General features: G+C 64.8%; 15 protein-coding genes. 8 read left to right on the top strand and 7 right to left on the bottom strand.

Translation table 11 applies throughout. The features are described 5' to 3' along the window. Positions 1-47: 47 nt before the first annotated feature. Genes KO539_RS27705 through KO539_RS27690 form a run of 4 tightly spaced genes read left to right on the top strand, consistent with a single transcriptional unit; the run spans position 48 to position 5151 of the window. Positions 48-1658: an FAD-binding oxidoreductase gene (locus tag KO539_RS27705; protein WP_219313346.1), complete on the top strand. Its 1611-nt coding sequence runs from the start codon at positions 48-50 to the stop codon at positions 1656-1658. Beyond that, complete coding sequence (locus KO539_RS27700; RefSeq protein ID WP_219313344.1) at positions 1655-3223, top strand: glycerol-3-phosphate dehydrogenase/oxidase; 1569 nt, start codon at positions 1655-1657, stop codon at positions 3221-3223. The genes KO539_RS27705 and KO539_RS27700 overlap by 4 nt, the downstream gene beginning before the upstream one ends. A gap of 37 nt (positions 3224-3260) precedes the next feature. Continuing rightward, positions 3261-3566, top strand: a complete 306-nt coding sequence (locus tag KO539_RS27695) for a hypothetical protein (RefSeq protein WP_219313342.1) — start codon at positions 3261-3263, stop codon at positions 3564-3566. Between the two features lie 4 nt (positions 3567-3570). Continuing rightward, the gene (locus KO539_RS27690; RefSeq protein ID WP_219313340.1) at positions 3571-5151 is read left to right on the top strand and encodes an FGGY-family carbohydrate kinase; all 1581 of its coding nucleotides are present in this window, start codon (positions 3571-3573) and stop codon (positions 5149-5151) included. Between the two features lie 4 nt (positions 5152-5155). On the opposite strand, the gene KO539_RS27685 is transcribed toward KO539_RS27690, so the two are convergent. The 3 genes from KO539_RS27685 to KO539_RS27675 form a co-directional block, all read right to left on the bottom strand. Then, entirely contained in the window at positions 5156-6514 is a 1359-nt protein-coding gene (locus tag KO539_RS27685) for a diguanylate cyclase domain-containing protein (RefSeq protein ID WP_219313338.1), read from the bottom strand. A gap of 287 nt (positions 6515-6801) precedes the next feature. Next, positions 6802-7995 (bottom strand): PLP-dependent aminotransferase family protein, encoded by a 1194-nt coding sequence (locus KO539_RS27680; RefSeq protein WP_035826548.1) that lies wholly within the window; start codon positions 7993-7995, stop codon positions 6802-6804. A gap of 175 nt (positions 7996-8170) precedes the next feature. After that, a complete protein-coding gene (locus KO539_RS27675) occupies positions 8171-9088 on the bottom strand; it encodes a DMT family transporter (protein ID WP_219313336.1) in 918 nt (305 codons plus the stop codon). 136 nt (positions 9089-9224) lie between these two features. On the opposite strand from KO539_RS27675, the gene KO539_RS27670 reads away from it, so the two are divergent. The 3 genes from KO539_RS27670 (at position 9225) to KO539_RS27660 (ending at position 13431) form a co-directional block, all read left to right on the top strand. Then, the gene (locus KO539_RS27670) at positions 9225-10658 is read left to right on the top strand and encodes a PLP-dependent aminotransferase family protein (protein WP_219313334.1); all 1434 of its coding nucleotides are present in this window, start codon (positions 9225-9227) and stop codon (positions 10656-10658) included. 88 nt (positions 10659-10746) lie between these two features. Beyond that, positions 10747-12666 (top strand): molecular chaperone HtpG, encoded by a 1920-nt coding sequence (htpG, locus tag KO539_RS27665; RefSeq protein WP_219313332.1) that lies wholly within the window; start codon positions 10747-10749, stop codon positions 12664-12666. Positions 12667-12867: 201 nt separating this feature from the next. Next, complete coding sequence (locus KO539_RS27660; RefSeq protein ID WP_219313330.1) at positions 12868-13431, top strand: TetR/AcrR family transcriptional regulator; 564 nt, start codon at positions 12868-12870, stop codon at positions 13429-13431. Positions 13432-13446: 15 nt separating this feature from the next. On the opposite strand, the gene KO539_RS27655 is transcribed toward KO539_RS27660, so the two are convergent. After that, positions 13447-13875 carry a hypothetical protein gene (locus KO539_RS27655; protein WP_219313328.1) on the bottom strand — a complete coding sequence of 143 codons (429 nt, stop codon included), beginning with the start codon at positions 13873-13875 and terminating at the stop codon, positions 13447-13449. A gap of 155 nt (positions 13876-14030) precedes the next feature. On the opposite strand from KO539_RS27655, the gene KO539_RS27650 reads away from it, so the two are divergent. After that, the gene (locus KO539_RS27650; RefSeq protein WP_257626515.1) at positions 14031-14585 is read left to right on the top strand and encodes a TetR/AcrR family transcriptional regulator; all 555 of its coding nucleotides are present in this window, start codon (positions 14031-14033) and stop codon (positions 14583-14585) included. On the opposite strand, the gene KO539_RS27645 is transcribed toward KO539_RS27650, so the two are convergent. From KO539_RS27645 to KO539_RS30450, 3 genes are all read right to left on the bottom strand, one after another. Beyond that, positions 14582-15283 (bottom strand): DsbA family oxidoreductase, encoded by a 702-nt coding sequence (locus KO539_RS27645; protein WP_219313324.1) that lies wholly within the window; start codon positions 15281-15283, stop codon positions 14582-14584. The genes KO539_RS27650 and KO539_RS27645 overlap by 4 nt on opposite strands. A 37-nt stretch (positions 15284-15320) precedes the next feature. Beyond that, positions 15321-15653 (bottom strand): carboxymuconolactone decarboxylase family protein, encoded by a 333-nt coding sequence (locus KO539_RS27640; protein WP_035826564.1) that lies wholly within the window; start codon positions 15651-15653, stop codon positions 15321-15323. Positions 15654-15716: 63 nt separating this feature from the next. Next, positions 15717-16262, bottom strand: coding sequence for an OsmC family protein (locus KO539_RS30450; RefSeq protein ID WP_225242246.1), 546 nt, complete (start codon positions 16260-16262; stop codon positions 15717-15719). Between the last annotated feature and the right edge of the window lie 21 nt (positions 16263-16283).

Here is a 16283-nt window from a genome sequence, read left to right as displayed (position 1 = left end):
ATAGCAAGCCGCCGTGGCGCGCAACTGGCCGAACACAGGGGATGTCGATGCAACGCTGGAATGGCTGGGGAGATGAAAGCATCACGTATGCGCTGAGCGAGGACGCGCTGGCGTTTCTGCGCGAGCGCCTGGGGCCGGGCAGCGCCATTGCCGATGCCACCTTCGACGACGCTTGCGCGCAAGTGCCCGCTTCGCGCCTGGCGCCGCATCCGCTGATCGACACTAAGCCTGCCACGCGCGTGCGCCATGCGCTCGGCCAAAGCCTGCCCGACTGGTTCAAATTGCGCCATGGCCGCATCGGCGCGGTGCCCGACGGCGTGGCCTTTCCCGACAGCGCGCTGCAGGTGCGCCAGCTGCTCGCGTATGCGCGCCAGGCCTGCGTGGCCGTGATACCGCACGGTGGCGGCACCAGCGTGGCCGGGCATTTGACGGTGGCGGCGGGGCCGCGTCCCGTGCTGGCGATCAGCCTCGCGCGCCTGTGCGCGCTGGGCCACCTGGACCGCGAAGCGCAGCTGGCCACGTTCGGCGCGGGCGTGTATGGCCCCGACCTGGAAGCGCAGCTGCGCGCGCAAGGCTACACCCTGGGCCACTATCCGCAGTCGTTCGAATATTCGACCCTGGGCGGCTGGATCGCCACGCGCTCGTCGGGCCAGCAGTCGTTGCGCTATGGCCGCATCGAGCAGCTGTTCGCGGGCGGCGAAGTGGAAACGCCGGCCGGCACCTTGCGCATCCCCACGTTTCCCGCTTCCGCGGCCGGCATCGACTTGCGCGAAATGGTGCTCGGCTCCGAAGGGCGGCTGGGCATCCTGACGCAGGCGACGGTGCGCGTCTCGCCGCTGCCGCCTTATGAGGCGTTCCACGCCGTGTTTTTCGCCGGCTGGGGCCAGGCGCAGGCAGCCGTGCGGGTACTGGCCCAGTCACGACTGCCGCTGTGCATGCTGCGCCTGTCGAACGCGGTCGAAACGCAAACCATGCTGACCCTGGCCGGGCATAAAAAACTGGTGGGACTGCTGGAACGTTATCTGTCGCTGCGCGGCTGCGGCGAAGGCAAGTGCATGCTGATGCTGGGCGTCAGTGGAGAAGCCGGCCCCGCGCGTGCGGCCCTGCGCGGCGCCCTGGCGCTGGCGCGGCGGCATGGCGGCGTGCACGTGGGACGGCACATGGGCGACAAATGGAAGCAGGGGCGCTTTCGCAACGTCTACCTGCGCAACGGGGCCTGGGAGCACGGCTATGTGATCGACACGGTGGAAACGGCCGTCGACTGGCCCCGCGTGGCCCCGATGATGGCGGCGCTGGAGCAGGCGGGTGTCAATGCGCTGGCCGCGCACGGCGAACAGGTGCACGCGTACACGCATTTGTCGCATGTGTACGCGCAGGGCGCCAGCGTCTACACCACGTATGTGTACCGGCTGGCGCCGACATTTGAAGACAACATGGCGCGCTGGCGCAGTCTGAAGGACGCTGCCAGCGCCGCCATCGTCGCCAACGGCGGCACCATCAGCCATCAGCATGGCGTGGGCACGGACCACGCGCCATGGCTGGCGGCCGAAAAAGGTGAACTGGGCATCGCCGCCATGCGCGCGCTGCTGCGCCAGTTCGATCCGCAGGGCATGATGAACCCCGGCAAACTGCTGCCCGAGGCGGGAGGCGGCTTGTGAACAGGGCGCAGTTGCCTGGCATCCTGGCGCGCGAGTGGGACATCTTGATCGTCGGCGGCGGCATCACGGGCGCCGGCATCTTGCTGGAAGCATCGCGTCGCGGCTTGACGGCGCTGCTGGTGGAACAGCGCGATTTCGCCTGGGGCACGTCGAGCCGTTCCTCGAAGCTGGTGCACGGCGGCTTGCGCTACCTGAAGCAGGGGCAGTTCGCCATGACGCGCGAATCGGTGCACGAGCGGGTAGCCTTGCTGACGGATGCGGCCGGGCTGGTCGAGCCGCAGGGCTTCGCCTTTGGCGACTACACGGGCAGGAAGCCGGGGCGGCGCCAGTTCATGCTGGGCCTGGCGATTTATGACGTGATGGCGGGCCGGCGCGCGCGCCGCTATGTCGATGCGGCGGATTTTGCCATGCTGGCGCCGCACATCCGGCGCGAAGATCTGCAGGGCGGCATGCTGTACCAGGACGCGAAGACGGACGATGCGCGCCTGGTGCTGCGCGTGCTGCAGGAGGCGCGCCGCCATGGCGGCGTGGCCGTCAATTACCTGGGCGTGGCATCGCTGTTACGTGAAGGTGGCAAGGTCGCCGGCGCCACCTTGAACGATGCGCTCGATGGCACGGTATCCACCGTGCGTGCGCGCCTGGTGATCAGCGCTACGGGCGCCTGGGCCGACGCCTTGCGGGGGCAAGTGGGAGAAGCGCCGAAACTGCGGCCCCTGCGCGGCAGCCATTTGCTGCTGCCGGCATGGCGTTTGCCGCTGGCGCAAGCCGTCAGCCTGATGCATCCGCACGATGGCCGCCCCGTGTTTGCGTATCCATGGGAGGGCGTGACCCTGGTGGGCACCACCGATGTCGACCACGGCGCCAGCCTGGACGTGGAGCCGGCCATCACGCGCGGCGAACTCGCATACCTGCTGGCCGCCTTGCGCTGGCAGTTCCCGCAGCTGGCGCTGGGCGAGGACGACGTGCTGGCCACGTTTGCCGGCGTGCGTCCCGTGATCGGCAGCGGCCAGCTTGACCCGTCGAAGGAAGCGCGCGAACATGCGCTATGGCTGGAAAACGGCTTGCTGACGGTGGCCGGCGGCAAGCTGACGACGTTTCGCGTGATCGCCCTGGATGCCTTGCGCCGCGCCGCGCCGCTGCTGCCGGGCTGGCAGGCGGATCTGCGTCCCTTGCCGATTTTCGACGCCACGCCACCGTTGTCGGGCAAGGCCCTGGCGCTCGATGGCGAGCAGCGCGAACGCCTGCTGGGCCGTCATGGCGCAGCCGCACAAGCGCTGTGTGAGGCGGCGCACGATGGCGAACTGGCGCCGATTCCCGGCACGCAGACCCTGTGGGCGCAGCTGCGCTGGGGCGCGCGCAGCGAGGACGTGCAGCACCTGGACGACTTGCTGCTGCGGCGCACGCGCCTCGGTTTGCAGCTGGCTGGCGGCGCGCTTGCTATCATGCCGCGCCTGCGCGCCATCTGCCAGCATGAACTGGGCTGGGACGACGCGCGCTGGGAAGAAGAACAGCAGCGTTACTTGGCCCTGTGGCGCCGCCATTACAGCGTACCGCAAGGCGAATAAAGCAACGATAAAAAAGGAGAGCATCATCGAGACCACCTTGTTTGGCCAGCCCCTGGCACTGGGCGACGCGCGCATCACCTACGACAGCCTGTCGCCGCTGGACTTGCGCCAGAGCGTTGACGTCCTCGTCGACGACCTGGGTGAAGACCTGCTGCAAATCACGTGCGCGAATGGCGACATCGTCGACGTGGGCTGGTATCCGGCCTGGAATGTACAGGGACGCTTGCGCGTGGTGGCAGTGCGGGGGCAGGCTTGGGAGGCGCCTGTCTTCAGCGCCCAGCCGGAAAAAGATCCGCAGGCGCTGCTGGCCGCGCTGCGCGCCGCGCTGGCCAGCCTGGGCTGAGGCCATGGCCAGCGCAGCCGGCCAGGGGCCGTACATTCTTGCCATCGACAATGGCACGCAAAGCGTGCGCGCGCTGCTGTTCGACCGGGACGGGAACCTGGCGGCGAAGGCGCAAGTGTTCCTCGAAGCGTATTACTCGGAGCACCCCGGCTGGGCCGAGCACGACGCCGACGGCTACTGGCAAGCCGTGTGCGAAGCGTGCCAGCAGCTGTGGCACAGCACGGACATCGCCAAATCGTCGGTGGCCGGCGTGGCCGTGACGACGCAGCGCGGCACGGTCGTCAACGTGGATGAAGAGGGCCAGCCCTTGCGGCCCGCCATCACCTGGCTGGACCAGCGCAGCACGCGCGATATCCCCCAGTTGGCGCCATGGTGGCGCGCGCTGTTTCGCGCCACGCGCCTTGATGGCACGATCACGTACTTTCGCCGCGAGGCCGAGATCAACTGGATCAGCGCGCACCAGCCCGACATCTGGCGCCGCACGCACAAATTCCTGCTGCTGTCGGGCTTTCTGAACCACCGCCTCTGCGGACGCTACGTCGATTCGACCGGCTCGCAAGTGGCGTATATTCCCTTCGACTACAAGCGCCATGCGTGGGCCGGGCGCTTCGACTGGAAATGGCAGGCACTTGCCGTTAAACCATCGATGCTGCCCGAGCTGGTGACGCCGGGCACGCGCATGGGCGCCATCACGGCATCGGCCGCCGCGGCGACGGGCATTTTGGAAGGCACGCCCCTGCTGGCGGCGGCCGCCGACAAGGCGTGCGAAGTGCTGGGCGCCGGCTGCGTCGAACCGCACGTGGCGTGCCTGAGCTACGGCACCACGGCCACCATCAACACGACCAACCGCAAATACGTGGAAGTGACGCGCTTCATTCCGCCGTATCCGGCCGCCATGCCGGGCGCTTACAGCACGGAAGTGCAGATATTCCGCGGCTACTGGATGGTCAACTGGTTCAAGGAGCAGTTCGGCGACCGCGAACGGGCTGCCGCGGCCGAGGATGGCACGGGCTTGTCTGCCGAAGCGCTGTTCGACCGCCTGGTCGAGGCCGTGCCGCCCGGCTCCATGGGCCTGATGCTGCAGCCGTACTGGAGTCCCGGCATCAAGGTGCCGGGGCCGGAAGCGAAGGGCGCCATGATCGGCTTTGGCGACGTGCACACGCGCGCGCACATTTACCGCGCCATTCTCGAAGGTCTCGCGTATGCGCTGCGCGAAGGCAAGGAGCGCATCGAGCGGCGCAGCGGCATCGCCATCACGGAGCTGCGCATCGCGGGCGGCGGTTCGCAAAGCGACGCCGCCATGCAGCTGACGGCCGACATTTTCGGCTTGCCGGCCGCGCGCGCCCACGTATATGAAAGTTCGGGTCTGGGCGCGGCCATCGCCGCCAGCGTGGGCCTGGGCTGGCATGCGGATTTTCCTGCCGCCGTGCAGGCGATGACGCGCAAGGGCAAGGTATTTCAGCCGCATCCCGAGCACAGCATGGTCTATGAAAAACTGTACCGGCGCGTGTACCGCAAGATGTATGCGCGGCTGCAGCCCCTGTACCGTGAAATCGCCGACATCACCGGCTATCCTGAAAAGTGACCGGCTAGCGCTGGACGAGCGCCTTGACCGTTTCCCAGGCCGCGCTGCCCGACTGTGTGACGCGCACCTGGTTGCGGCCCCCTTCCTTGGCCACATACAGGGCGCGGTCGGCGGCGACGAACAGCGCTTCGCGGTCGTCCAGCTGGTGCGGGCGGATGGTCGCCACGCCGATGCTGACGGTGATCCACGGTGAGGTGATCGATCTCGGGTGCGGCAGTTGCAGCGCCTCGATGTGCGTGCGGATGGTTTCGGCCAGGTGCAGGGCGCCTTCGGCATCCGTGTCGGCAAACAGCAGCACGAATTCCTCGCCACCGTAACGGGCCGCCAGGTCGCCCGGGCGGGCGGCGTGCGAGGCGATCGCTTGCGCCACCTGCTGCAGGCAGCTGTCGCCGGCCGGGTGGCCCAGGCTGTCGTTGTACAGCTTGAAGTGGTCGACGTCGAGCACCACCAGCGACACGGCGCCGCCGCCGCGCACGGCGCGTTGCCACTCTTTTTCCAGGAAGCTGTCGAAATGCCGGCGGTTGGCGATCTGCGTCAGCGGGTCGAGGTAGGCGGCGCGCTGCAGCGCGTCTTCCGACTGCTTGTGGTGCGTGATGTCGTGCAGCAGGCCGATATACAGGGGCTGGCGCAGGTACATCGGCGTGAGGGTCAGGTCCATGCTCAGCGCCTCGCCATTGCGGTGGCGGATCGCCACTTCGCGCGTGCCGTGGTTGTGCGCCTTTTCCGGATTGGCCGCGTGCATGGCGAAGTAATCGAGGTATTCCTGCGTCACCAGGGGGCTGAGCAGCTCGCCGATGAAGCGCCCGGACAGTTCATTTTCGCGGTAGCCCAGGTACTGGTCGCAGGCCGGATTGGTGTACTGGATGCGGCCGTCCGCCTCGATGATCAGCAAGCCCTCGGCCATGTTGTTGACGATGGTGCGCAGGCGCTCGGCCTGTTCCTGCTGGGTTTCATTGTTGCTGCGGATTTGCAGCTGCGCGCGCACGCGGGCGCACACTTCGGCCATGCGCAGCGGCTTGCTGATGTAATCGACGGCGCCGCAGTCGAAACCGGCCACCACATCTTCCGTTTCCGTCCTGGCGCTCATGAAGATGACGGGGATGCCCTGCGTCAGCGGGTGCTGCTTGAGGCGGCGGCACGTTTCGATGCCGTCCATGTCCGGCATCAGCACATCGAGCAGGATCAGGTCGGGACGGGCGCGCTGGGCGATCGCCAGCGCCCGTTCGCCGGACGTGGCAACATAGGTTTGATAGCCCTGTTCGCTCATCAGCTTGCGCAGCACCTCAAGGCTGGCCGGCGCATCGTCGACAATCAAAATGGCGGCGTCGCGCCGCTGGTAATGTTCCACACTGCCTGAACTCATTGCTTCCGGCCTTCTCGATGTACTTTGCGCTGCCAGCGTTTGCCGCACTGTCGGTGATGCTGACCGGATTCAAATCGGATACAGCGTTCAAATCATACCGCCTTGCCAATTTTTTGGGTAAAAAATCGACGTTGCGCAAGGTGGAAAGTATTATTTTTATACTATGTTTAAAAATAAATACACGCAGTTGCTGTCGTGAAGGCGGTTTTTAGGCGGAAAAGGCGCGTGCCCCCGGCGCCGGGGGCAGCTGGGACACGCCCCGCAGCTGCGGGGCGTGAAGAGGCGAGTTACATTTTTGCGGCGATCAGTTTGCCCAGGATGGCGATGCCTACACGGATGCGTTCCGGCGGCACCGTCACGAACGACAGGCGCAGGGTGTGCGTTTCCGGCGTGTTCGCGTAGAACGGCGCGCCCGGCACGAATGCCACTTTATTGGCGATGGCTTCATCGAGCAGTTTCATCGCGTCGATGTGCTTCGGCAGGGTGACCCAGATGAACATGCCGCCTTCCGGCTTGGTCCACGTGACGCCGGCCGGGAAGTGCTCTTCCAGCGCCGACAGCATGGCCTGGCACTGGTTGCCGTACAGGCTGCGGATGCTGGGGATATGGCGGTCCAGGAAGCCATCCTTGATCACTTCATGCACGACCATCTGCGTCAGCTGCGAGGTGTGCAGGTCGGCCGCCTGCTTGGCCAGCTCCAGGCGGCGCACCAGCGGCATCGGCGCCACCACGTAGCCGAGGCGGATGCCGGGGGTGAGCACTTTCGAGAACGAGCCCATATAGATCACGCCATCGGGATTCATGTTGATCATCTTCGGATACGGCTCGCCGCTGTAGCTCAGGGCGCCGTACGGATCATCCTCGATCAGCGGCAGGCCGTGGCGGGCGCAGGTTTCCACCAGTTCCACGCGGCGCGCCACGGACAGGCTGCGGCCCGTCGGGTTCTGGAAGTTCGGCAGCGCGTACAAGAGGCGCGCGCCATCGGCGACGGGATTGATCGACGACGGCACCAGGCCTTCGTCATCGGTGTCGACGGAAACGAATTCGGGACGGTAGACGGAAAACGCCTGCAGGGCGCCCAGGTAGCTGGGGGTTTCCACCAACACCTTGCTGCCTTCGTCGATCAGGACCTTGCCCAGCAAGTCCAGCGCCTGTTGCGAGCCGGACGTCATCAGCACTTGTTCCGGCATGATGGTGCCGCCATTGCCCGAGAGCGAATCGGCGATCCACTGGCGCAGCGGCAGGTAGCCGTCGGTCGGGCCGTATTGCAGGGCCACCTTGCCATTGTTCGACAGGACCTTGTCGAAGGCGGTCTTCATTTCTTCCACGGGGAAGGTGGCGGGCGAGGGCAGGCCGCCGGCAAACGAGATGATCTCGGGACGCTGCGTGATCTTCAGGATTTCGCGGATGAACGAGCTTTGCAGCTGTTCCGCGCGTTCGGCAAAGCGCCATTGGATCGGATTCGGATTTTCAATTTTCATACGAGTCTCACAGAAGATGCCGAGCTGCGCCGGCTGGATTTGTTGGCCCGCTTGTGGCGGTGCGTGCGCAAGCGGCGCCGGATAGGCGTCGCCATGGTGCTGCGGTATTGTACGGCCTGCACGCCGCCGTGCCCATCCGCACGCGCAAGGGCGTTGCAAATGGGCGTCAGGAAGCTTACTTCAGCTTGCGCCCGATCCCCACCACGGCGATCACGGCGCCGGCAAACAGCAGGCTTTCACCCGTCAGTGGCTCGTGCAGCAGCACGGCCGCGCCCACCAGGGTGAGGAAAGGCTGCAGCAGCTGCGTCTGTCCCACGCGCGCCACGCCGCCCAGCGCCATGCCCCGGTACCAGAAAAAGAAACCGATAAACATGGAAAACACGGAGATGTAGGCAAAACCCAGCCAGGCCGCGCCGCTGGCCTGCGCCATCAGCGCGCGCTGCGGCCAGGCGTTCCACAGCACCACGGGCAGTACGAAAGGCACGGCCAGCAGCAGCGCCCAGGAAATCACATGCTGGCCCGGCATGGCTTGCGCCAGGCGTCCGCCTTCCGCATAGCCGAGTGCGGCCAGCAGCACGGCGGCAAAGATCAGCCAGTCGGCCAGGTGAAAGCTGCCGCCGCCCTGGCGCAGCGCGAACGCCACCACCAGCGCCGTGCCGAGCAGGGCCATCAGCCAGAATCCCGGCGAGGGGCGTTCCTTGCCGCGCAGCACGGCAAACACGGCCGTGGCCAGCGGTAAAATGCCCACCAGCACGGCGCCGTGCGAAGCGGGCAGGCTGCGCATGGCGATCGACGTCAGCCACGGAAAGCCCAGCACGCAGCCCAGCGACACGAGCGCCAGCGGCAGCCATTGCTCGCGGCGCGGCAGTGGCGCGCGCTGCTGCCACAGCCACAGGCCGGCCAGACAGGCGGCCACCAAGGCGCGGCCCAGGGCGACAAAAGTGGGGTCGAGTTCGGCCACGGCCAGCCGCGTAAAGGGCAGGGTCAGGCTGAAGAGGGCGACGGCGATCAAGCCCAGCAACAGGCCTGTGCGGTCGGCGCCCAGGCGCAAGGGGTGACTGGAGGAGGAGGTGGTGGTGGCGTGCGATGGCATGGCTGTCCTGGTGCGGGTGTGTGAGATAAAGGCGGGCAGATGTGGATGAATGCGCCCGGTACTGCTATCCTAGGGCGCAATAGCAATACAGTACAAATACACTTCTACGCATAATTTCACATACTGTGATGGTCATATGAGCAATACACTCGCCTCTCCGTCTCTGCCCTTGCTGTCGCGCGCCTCGGGCGAAACCCTGATCGACCAGATCACGCGCTCGCTGGCGGCGCGCATCGACGACAAGCTGCTGCGCGGCGGCGCGCGCATGCCCTCGATCCGCCAGTGCGCCGCCAGCCTGAGCGTGTCGTGCGCCACGGTGGTGGCCAGCTACGACAAGCTGGTGGCGCGCGGCTACCTGGAATCGCGGCGCGGCGCCGGCTTTTTCGTGCGCGAGCGCTCGCCCCTGAACACGCCGGCGCCGCCCGCTGGCGCGCAGGACGCGGTGGCGCAGCCGATGGACGTGGTGTGGCTGATCCGTAACATGTTTCGCCAGACACCGTCCATCCCCGCGCCCGGCTCCGGCATGCTGCCCGCCGAGTGGCTCGATGGCGAACTGGTGGCGCGCGCCTTGCGCGACGTCAGCCGCCAGCCCGGCAGTTTGCTGCTCGGTTACGGCGCGCCGCAGGGTTTTTTGCCGCTGCGCCAGCAGTTGCAGCTGAAGCTGGCGGAGCTGGAAATCGCCTGCCCGCCCGAGCAGATCGTCACCACGGTGGGCGTGATGCAGGCGCTGGACCTGGTGGCGCGCGAGTTTGCCCGCCCCGGCGAGACCATTTTCGTCGACGATCCCGCGTACTGGCTGATGTTCGGTGCCTTTGCCGCCATGGGCATGCACGTCATCGGCATCCCGCGCCTCGGTGACGGCCCCGATATCGCCTTGCTGGCCGAGCTGGCGGCCCTGCACCGTCCCAGGCTGTACGTGATCAACTCGGTGCTGCACAACCCCAGTTCGACGTCGCTGTCGGCGGCCAAGGCGTTTCAGGTGCTGCGTCTGGCCGAACAGCATGATTTCCTCATCGTCGAAGACGATATTTATTGCGACATGCATCCCGGTGGCGCAGTGCAGCCGGCCACGCGCCTGGCCGCGCTGGACCAGCTGCGCCGCGTGATTTACCTGGGCGGCTTTTCCAAGAGCCTGGCGGCGAACCTGCGCGTGGGCTTCATCGCCACGTCCCCGGAACGGGCGCAGCGCCTGGCCGACCGCAAGATGCTGGCTACCCTCACCACCAGCGACATCGGCGAAAGGGTGGTGTATAAAATCCTCTCGCAGGGGCTGTACCGCAAGCATGCGGAACGCCTGCGCGCGCGGCTCGACAAGGTGCGCGACGATACCTACCGCAAGGTCGAACGGGCGGGTTTGCGCTTCGAGCCGGCATCGGCCGGCATGTTCGTGTGGGCCGATGCGGGCTGCGACACGAATGTATTGGCCGAAAAGGCGCTGGCCGAGGGACTGGTGCTGGCGCCGGGCAGCCTGTTTTCGCCGCGCCAGCTGCCGTCGACGCGCATGCGCCTGAACCTGGCCACGGTGCAGGACGAGCGCATCTGGGCGTTTTTCGACCGCACACTGGGCTGAAACAGCACATTTTTCGGGAGCTCTTGAAATCGCTTGTACCATCCCCAACTCCGTAGAATCCGTCCATCCACAAGACTATGAGGTAAAAATGGCTGTCTCCGAAAAGCAAACCCTGGGTTTTCAGACCGAAGTGAAGCAAATGCTGCACCTGATGATCCATTCCCTGTACTCGAACAAGGAAATCTTCCTGCGCGAATTGATCTCGAACGCGTCCGACGCGGCCGACAAATTGCGCTTTGAAGCGATCGATAACGACGCCCTGTACGGCAACGATCACGAATTGAAGATCAAGGTCAGCTTCGACAAGGATGCGCGCACCATCACCATTTCCGACAACGGCATCGGCATGACCCGCGACGAGGCGATCTCGCACCTGGGCACCATCGCCAAGTCGGGCACCAAGGAATTCTTCGGCAAGCTGTCGGGCGACCAGCAGCAGGACGCGGCCCTGATCGGCCAGTTCGGCGTGGGCTTCTATTCGGGCTTCATCGTCGCCGACAAGATCACCGTCGAAACGCGCCGCGCCGGCGCGGACGCCTCCGAAGGCGTGCGCTGGGAATCGGCCGGCGAAGGCGATTACAGCATCGAGACCATCGAAAAAACGGGCCGTGGCACGGACATCATCCTGCACCTGCGTGAAGGCGAAGACGAATTGCTGTCGAGCTGGAAGATCAAGTCTATCATCCGCAAATACTCGGACCATATCTCGCTGCCGATCGTGATGCAGAAAGAAGAGTGGGACGACGAGAAAAAAGAAACCGTCGTCAAAGACGAATTCGAAACCGTCAATCAGGCCAGTGCCCTGTGGGCCCGCAACAAGGCCGACATCACGCCGGAACAGTACGACGAATTCTACAAGCACGTGTCGCACGACTTCCAGTCGCCGCTCACGCACACGCATAACCGCGTGGAAGGCCGTAGCGAATACACGCAGCTGCTGTACATCCCGGCCAAGGCGCCGTTCGACATGTGGGACCGCAACAAGCGCGGCGGCATCAAGCTGTACGTCAAGCGCGTCTTCATCATGGACGATGCCGAGCAGCTGATGCCAACCTACCTGCGCTTCGTGCGCGGGGTGATCGACTCGGCCGACCTGCCGCTGAACGTATCGCGTGAAATCCTGCAGGAATCGCGCGACGTCAAGGTGATTCGCGAAGGCTCGACCAAGCGCGTGCTGGGCATGCTGGAAGAACTGGCGAACGCGGACGAGCAGGACAAGAAGGACAAGTACGCCGTCTTCTGGAAGGAATTCGGCCAGGTGCTGAAAGAAGGCATCGGCGAAGACGCGGCCAACAAGGAACGTCTGGCCAAGCTGCTGCGCTTTGCGTCGACCGCCAACGACAGCGACGAACAATTCACCTCGTTCGCCGATTACGTGGCGCGCATGAAGGAAGGCCAGGACAAGATTTACTACGTCACGGCCGACAACTACGCCGCCGCGAAAAACAGCCCGCACCTGGAAATCTTCCGCAAGAAGGGCGTCGAAGTGCTGCTGCTGACGGACCGTGTCGATGAATGGATGCTGTCGTTTATCCAGGACTTCGAAGGCAAGGAACTGGTTTCCGTCGCCAAGGGCGGCCTGGATCTGGGCGCGCTGGAAGACGAAGCGGAAAAGAAAGAGCACGAAGAAACGGAAACCTCGTACGCCGACCTGGTCGGCAAGATGAAGACCGTGCTGGCCGACAAGGCCAAGGACGTGCGCGTCACGTTCCGCCTGACCGATTCGCCAGCTTGCCTGGTGGCCGATGAAAACGAACTGTCGGGCAACCTGCTGCGCATGCTCAAGGCGGCGGGCCAGAGCGCGCCGGAATCGAAGCCGATTTTGGAAATCAACCCGAACCACCCGCTGGTGACGCGTCTGAAATGCGAAGACGCGGAAGGCGGCAAATTCGGCGACTGGGCCAACATCCTGTTCGACCAGGCCATGCTGGCCGAAGGCGGTTCGCTGGCCGACCCGGCCAGCTTCGTGAAACGCCTCAACGAATTGCTGCTCAATTCGGCGAAGTAATTCCCTTGCCGTAATCCGACACGGCGGCTGATGCATCAAGGCCGGCCCTTTCCTCGCGAAAGGGCCGGCTTTTTTCATGCGTGACGTTCAGCGCCGCATGCGCGTGCATCAAGCCCTGGCCGCGGCGACTTCAGGCATAATTGCCCCTTGTTGAATTTAATCCGTCGACGGCCGGCATGGCCGTTGGTGCAGGAGTCTGTCATGTCAGTGAGTACCCGCGACGCCCTTTTGAAAAGCGCAGAGATCCACCTGCGGTCGAAAGGCTACGCCGCTTTCAGCTATGCCGATTTGTCGGAGGAAATCGGCATACGCAAGGCCAGTATCCACCATCATTTCCCCACCAAGGAAAACCTCGGCGTGGCCTTGATCACGCAATATATCGAGGTGTTTACGAAAAAGCTGCAAGCGATCGATGCGGCGCATGCCGATCCGGTCGAACGCCTGCGCGAGTTCGGCGGGCTGTTCCTGGCCAGCGCCAACGATCATTTGCTGCCGCTGTGCGGCGCGCTGGCGGCTGAAATGGCGGCGCTGCCCGAATCGCTGCAGGCCCTGGGCCGGCAACTGATGGCGCAGCAGCTGGACTGGATGGAAAACAATCTCGTGCAGGCGGCGCAGCTGCATGGCTGGACCTTGCGGAAAGCGCCGAAGGATTATGCCTTCATGCTGCTCAGCGCCTTGGAGGGTGCCAGCTTTATCGGCTGGGCCCTGGGGCCATCGACCGATCCGCTGGCCGCTTTTCATTACCTGCTCGACAATCTGGCGTAGCGCAGGCCAGCCTGTTCAGGCCAACAGGGCTGGTTTGGCGATCATCAGCGCGCAGATGGTCAAAAACACGGCCAGCTTGATGCACAGCCAGATTCCCAGTCTGGCGTCCGCCTGCGCGTGTCCCTGTTCCACCTTCGCTTCTACCTTCGCTTCCACCTTGTCCGCCCAGAAATGGTCGATGGCTTGCGCGCCGATAAACAGCGCGAGCGACAGCCGCATCCAGCCCATGTGCAGCCAGGCCCATTCTTGCTGGTACAGCAGGACCAGTCCGCCAACCAGCAGTATCCAGCCTGCGACGGCGATCTGTTGATGGAGTTTATGTAATGTATCGCGGCCGGCAGGCTCGCGCATCAGATTCAGCAGGCGCGGTGTCAGCATCATCGGGCCGATGAAGGCAATGGCGGCGACGATGTGCAATATCAGCAGGAATGTATAGGTGTGCATGGCGTTCTCGTATCGGCAAGGACCGTTGTTTGCGGAACGTTTAGAATAAGTTTTCCTACCCACTTCCGCTACTCGCATTCATGGCAAAAACTGCAGCGCATGGAGAACCCCGCAAGCGGCCGTCCCAGGCCAGATCGGCTGCCACCGTGGCGGCGATGGTGGAGGCGGCTGCTCGCATTATCGAGGTGCGGGGATGGGCCGCGCTGACGACGAATCACGTTGCCGAGCTCTCTGGCGTCAGCATCGGCTCGCTGTACCAGTACTTCCCGTCGAAAGAGGCGCTGCTGGCCGAACTGGTACGCCGCGAACGCGCGCTGCTGCTGCACGACGTGGGTCTGGCCATGGCGCTGGAGGGCGAATTGCCGTCCGCGATAGAGCAAGGTGTGATGGCCGGCCTGGCGCACCAGTTCAGGCGACCCGCGCTTGCCCTCGCGCTGGAATCGGCGCCGTCGTCGCCATCCTTGCAGCGTGAGGACGAGGCCTTGCGGCAGGCGCTTGCCGGCCAGCTCGCGGGGCTGCTGGCGCGTCATGGCGTCGCGGATCCTGATATGGCCGCCGCCGACGTGATTGCGCTATGCCGCGGCATTATCGACGCCGCGGCGCTGCGGGGAGAAACGGATATGGCGTCGCTTGCGCGGCGCCTGGGACGCGCGGCCCACGGCTACCTGGACACGGCGGCGCCTGCGAGGGACGCCGCCGCCAGCGTTTAAGGCAGGATGCAGCCGTCCAGGCCACAGACCTCTCCGGCCGATGCGGCCAGGTCCTGCCGCGATTGCGCATGGAGGTTCTCCAACGCCTGGCTGAACACCTCTGGCGGCTGCGCGCCGGAAATGTGCGTCCCATTGCCAAAGACGAACAGCGGCACGCCGGAAGCGATGCGCGAGGCCTGGTACTCATCGTCCTGCACCTGCTGGCGCCATTGCGGTGTCGACCAGGCCTGCTCCACCACTTCGGCAGGCACGCCCGCCTGGGCCGCGAGCAAGGCGAGAGAATCGCGGTCGAACAGCGATTTGCCGTGCGAAGTACTCTGCGCATACAGCACTTCGGCCAGGCGCTGTTGCGATGCTGCGTCGCCGGCAGCCTTGACGAGCATGTGCGCATCCATGGTGTCGCCAAACAGCATGGTATCGAAGCGGTAGTCCAGGCCTTCCGCCGCCCCATGCGACTGCACCGAGTACAACATGCCTTCGGCGGCCAGCGGATCGCGAAACTTTTTCAGCAAGGCTGCCTTGATCGGCTCCGCTGGATGGCCGGGCGCGATGCGGTAGGCGCGCAGCCTGATCTGCACGGCGTCCCTGTGCTCGAAAGCAGCAAGGGCTTTCTCGAAGCGCCGCTTGGCGATCCAGCACCAGGGGCAGACGAAATCGGACCAGATGTCGACGACCAGCGTTTGTGGGATGTGTTTCATGGTTGCTCCTTGAATGGCGGCGGTATCACGCCTTGTATCAAGCCTTGTCAAATGCGTCCAGCACGTGGGTGCTGTAGACAAGCGCGGCACCGGCATTGAGGTTGATCGCCACGCCGAGCGCCTCGGCGATTTCCTCGGTGGTGATGCCGAGTTTCTTGGCGGCGGCAGCGTGGAAGGCGATGCAGCCGTCGCAGCGCGTGGTGACGGCCACGGCCAGCGCGATCAGTTCCCGTGTTTTCGCGTCGAGATGGTTGGTCTTGTCGCCGGCACCGCCCAATGCGGCGATGCCTTTCATGGTGTCGGGCGTCAATGCGTTCAGTTGCATCGCACGTGTGTTGATATCTTGCCGAGCTTGTTTCCAGTCTTCCATGATTTCCTCGCTGTATAGGCGCTTGCGCGCGGGTTGGTGGTTCGATGATTCCCGGGAGGGGAATCAGGCCTCGATTATTTCCAGGGTGGGCAGCATGCGGATGGCCTTCGAGAAATTGGCCAGGTTGACCGACGTTTTGGTCACGGCCTGGTGCAGCGCCTCGACGCGTTCGCGCGAAGCATCCGTGCGCAGTCTCACCACGTAGCTGACTTCGTCGTAGCCGGGATTGACGCTCTCGTCCAGGCCGAGGAAGCCGCGCAGGTCCAGCTTGCCGTCCGTTTCGATCTCCAGGCTGTGCACGGTGATGCCCATGGCCGCCGCATTGGCCGCGTAACCGACCGACAGGCAGGCGTTGAGGGCGGCCATCAGCAGCTCTTGCGGATTCGGCGCCGTGTTCTGGCCCAGCAATTCATGTGGTTCGTCCGAGGCGATCTCGAAATGGCGCGCATGCTTTTCACCGCCCAGCACATAGTGGCTGACGGTGGCCACGCTGCGCGTCTGGTGTTGCCAGCGGGTCTTGACGTTGAAACGGGCGTCGCCTTTGTCTGGATGGCCTGCCACGCCTTGGGCAAATTGCTGCAATGCTGCCACGTTGATGCCATTGAGCATGTTGGCGCCGGCCGCCGCGCC

It is taken from the genome of Janthinobacterium sp. NKUCC06_STL (genome assembly GCF_019345455.1).
Classification (GTDB): domain Bacteria; phylum Pseudomonadota; class Gammaproteobacteria; order Burkholderiales; family Burkholderiaceae_D; genus Janthinobacterium; species Janthinobacterium rivuli.
This window is presented reverse-complemented; position numbering and strand designations above follow the sequence as displayed.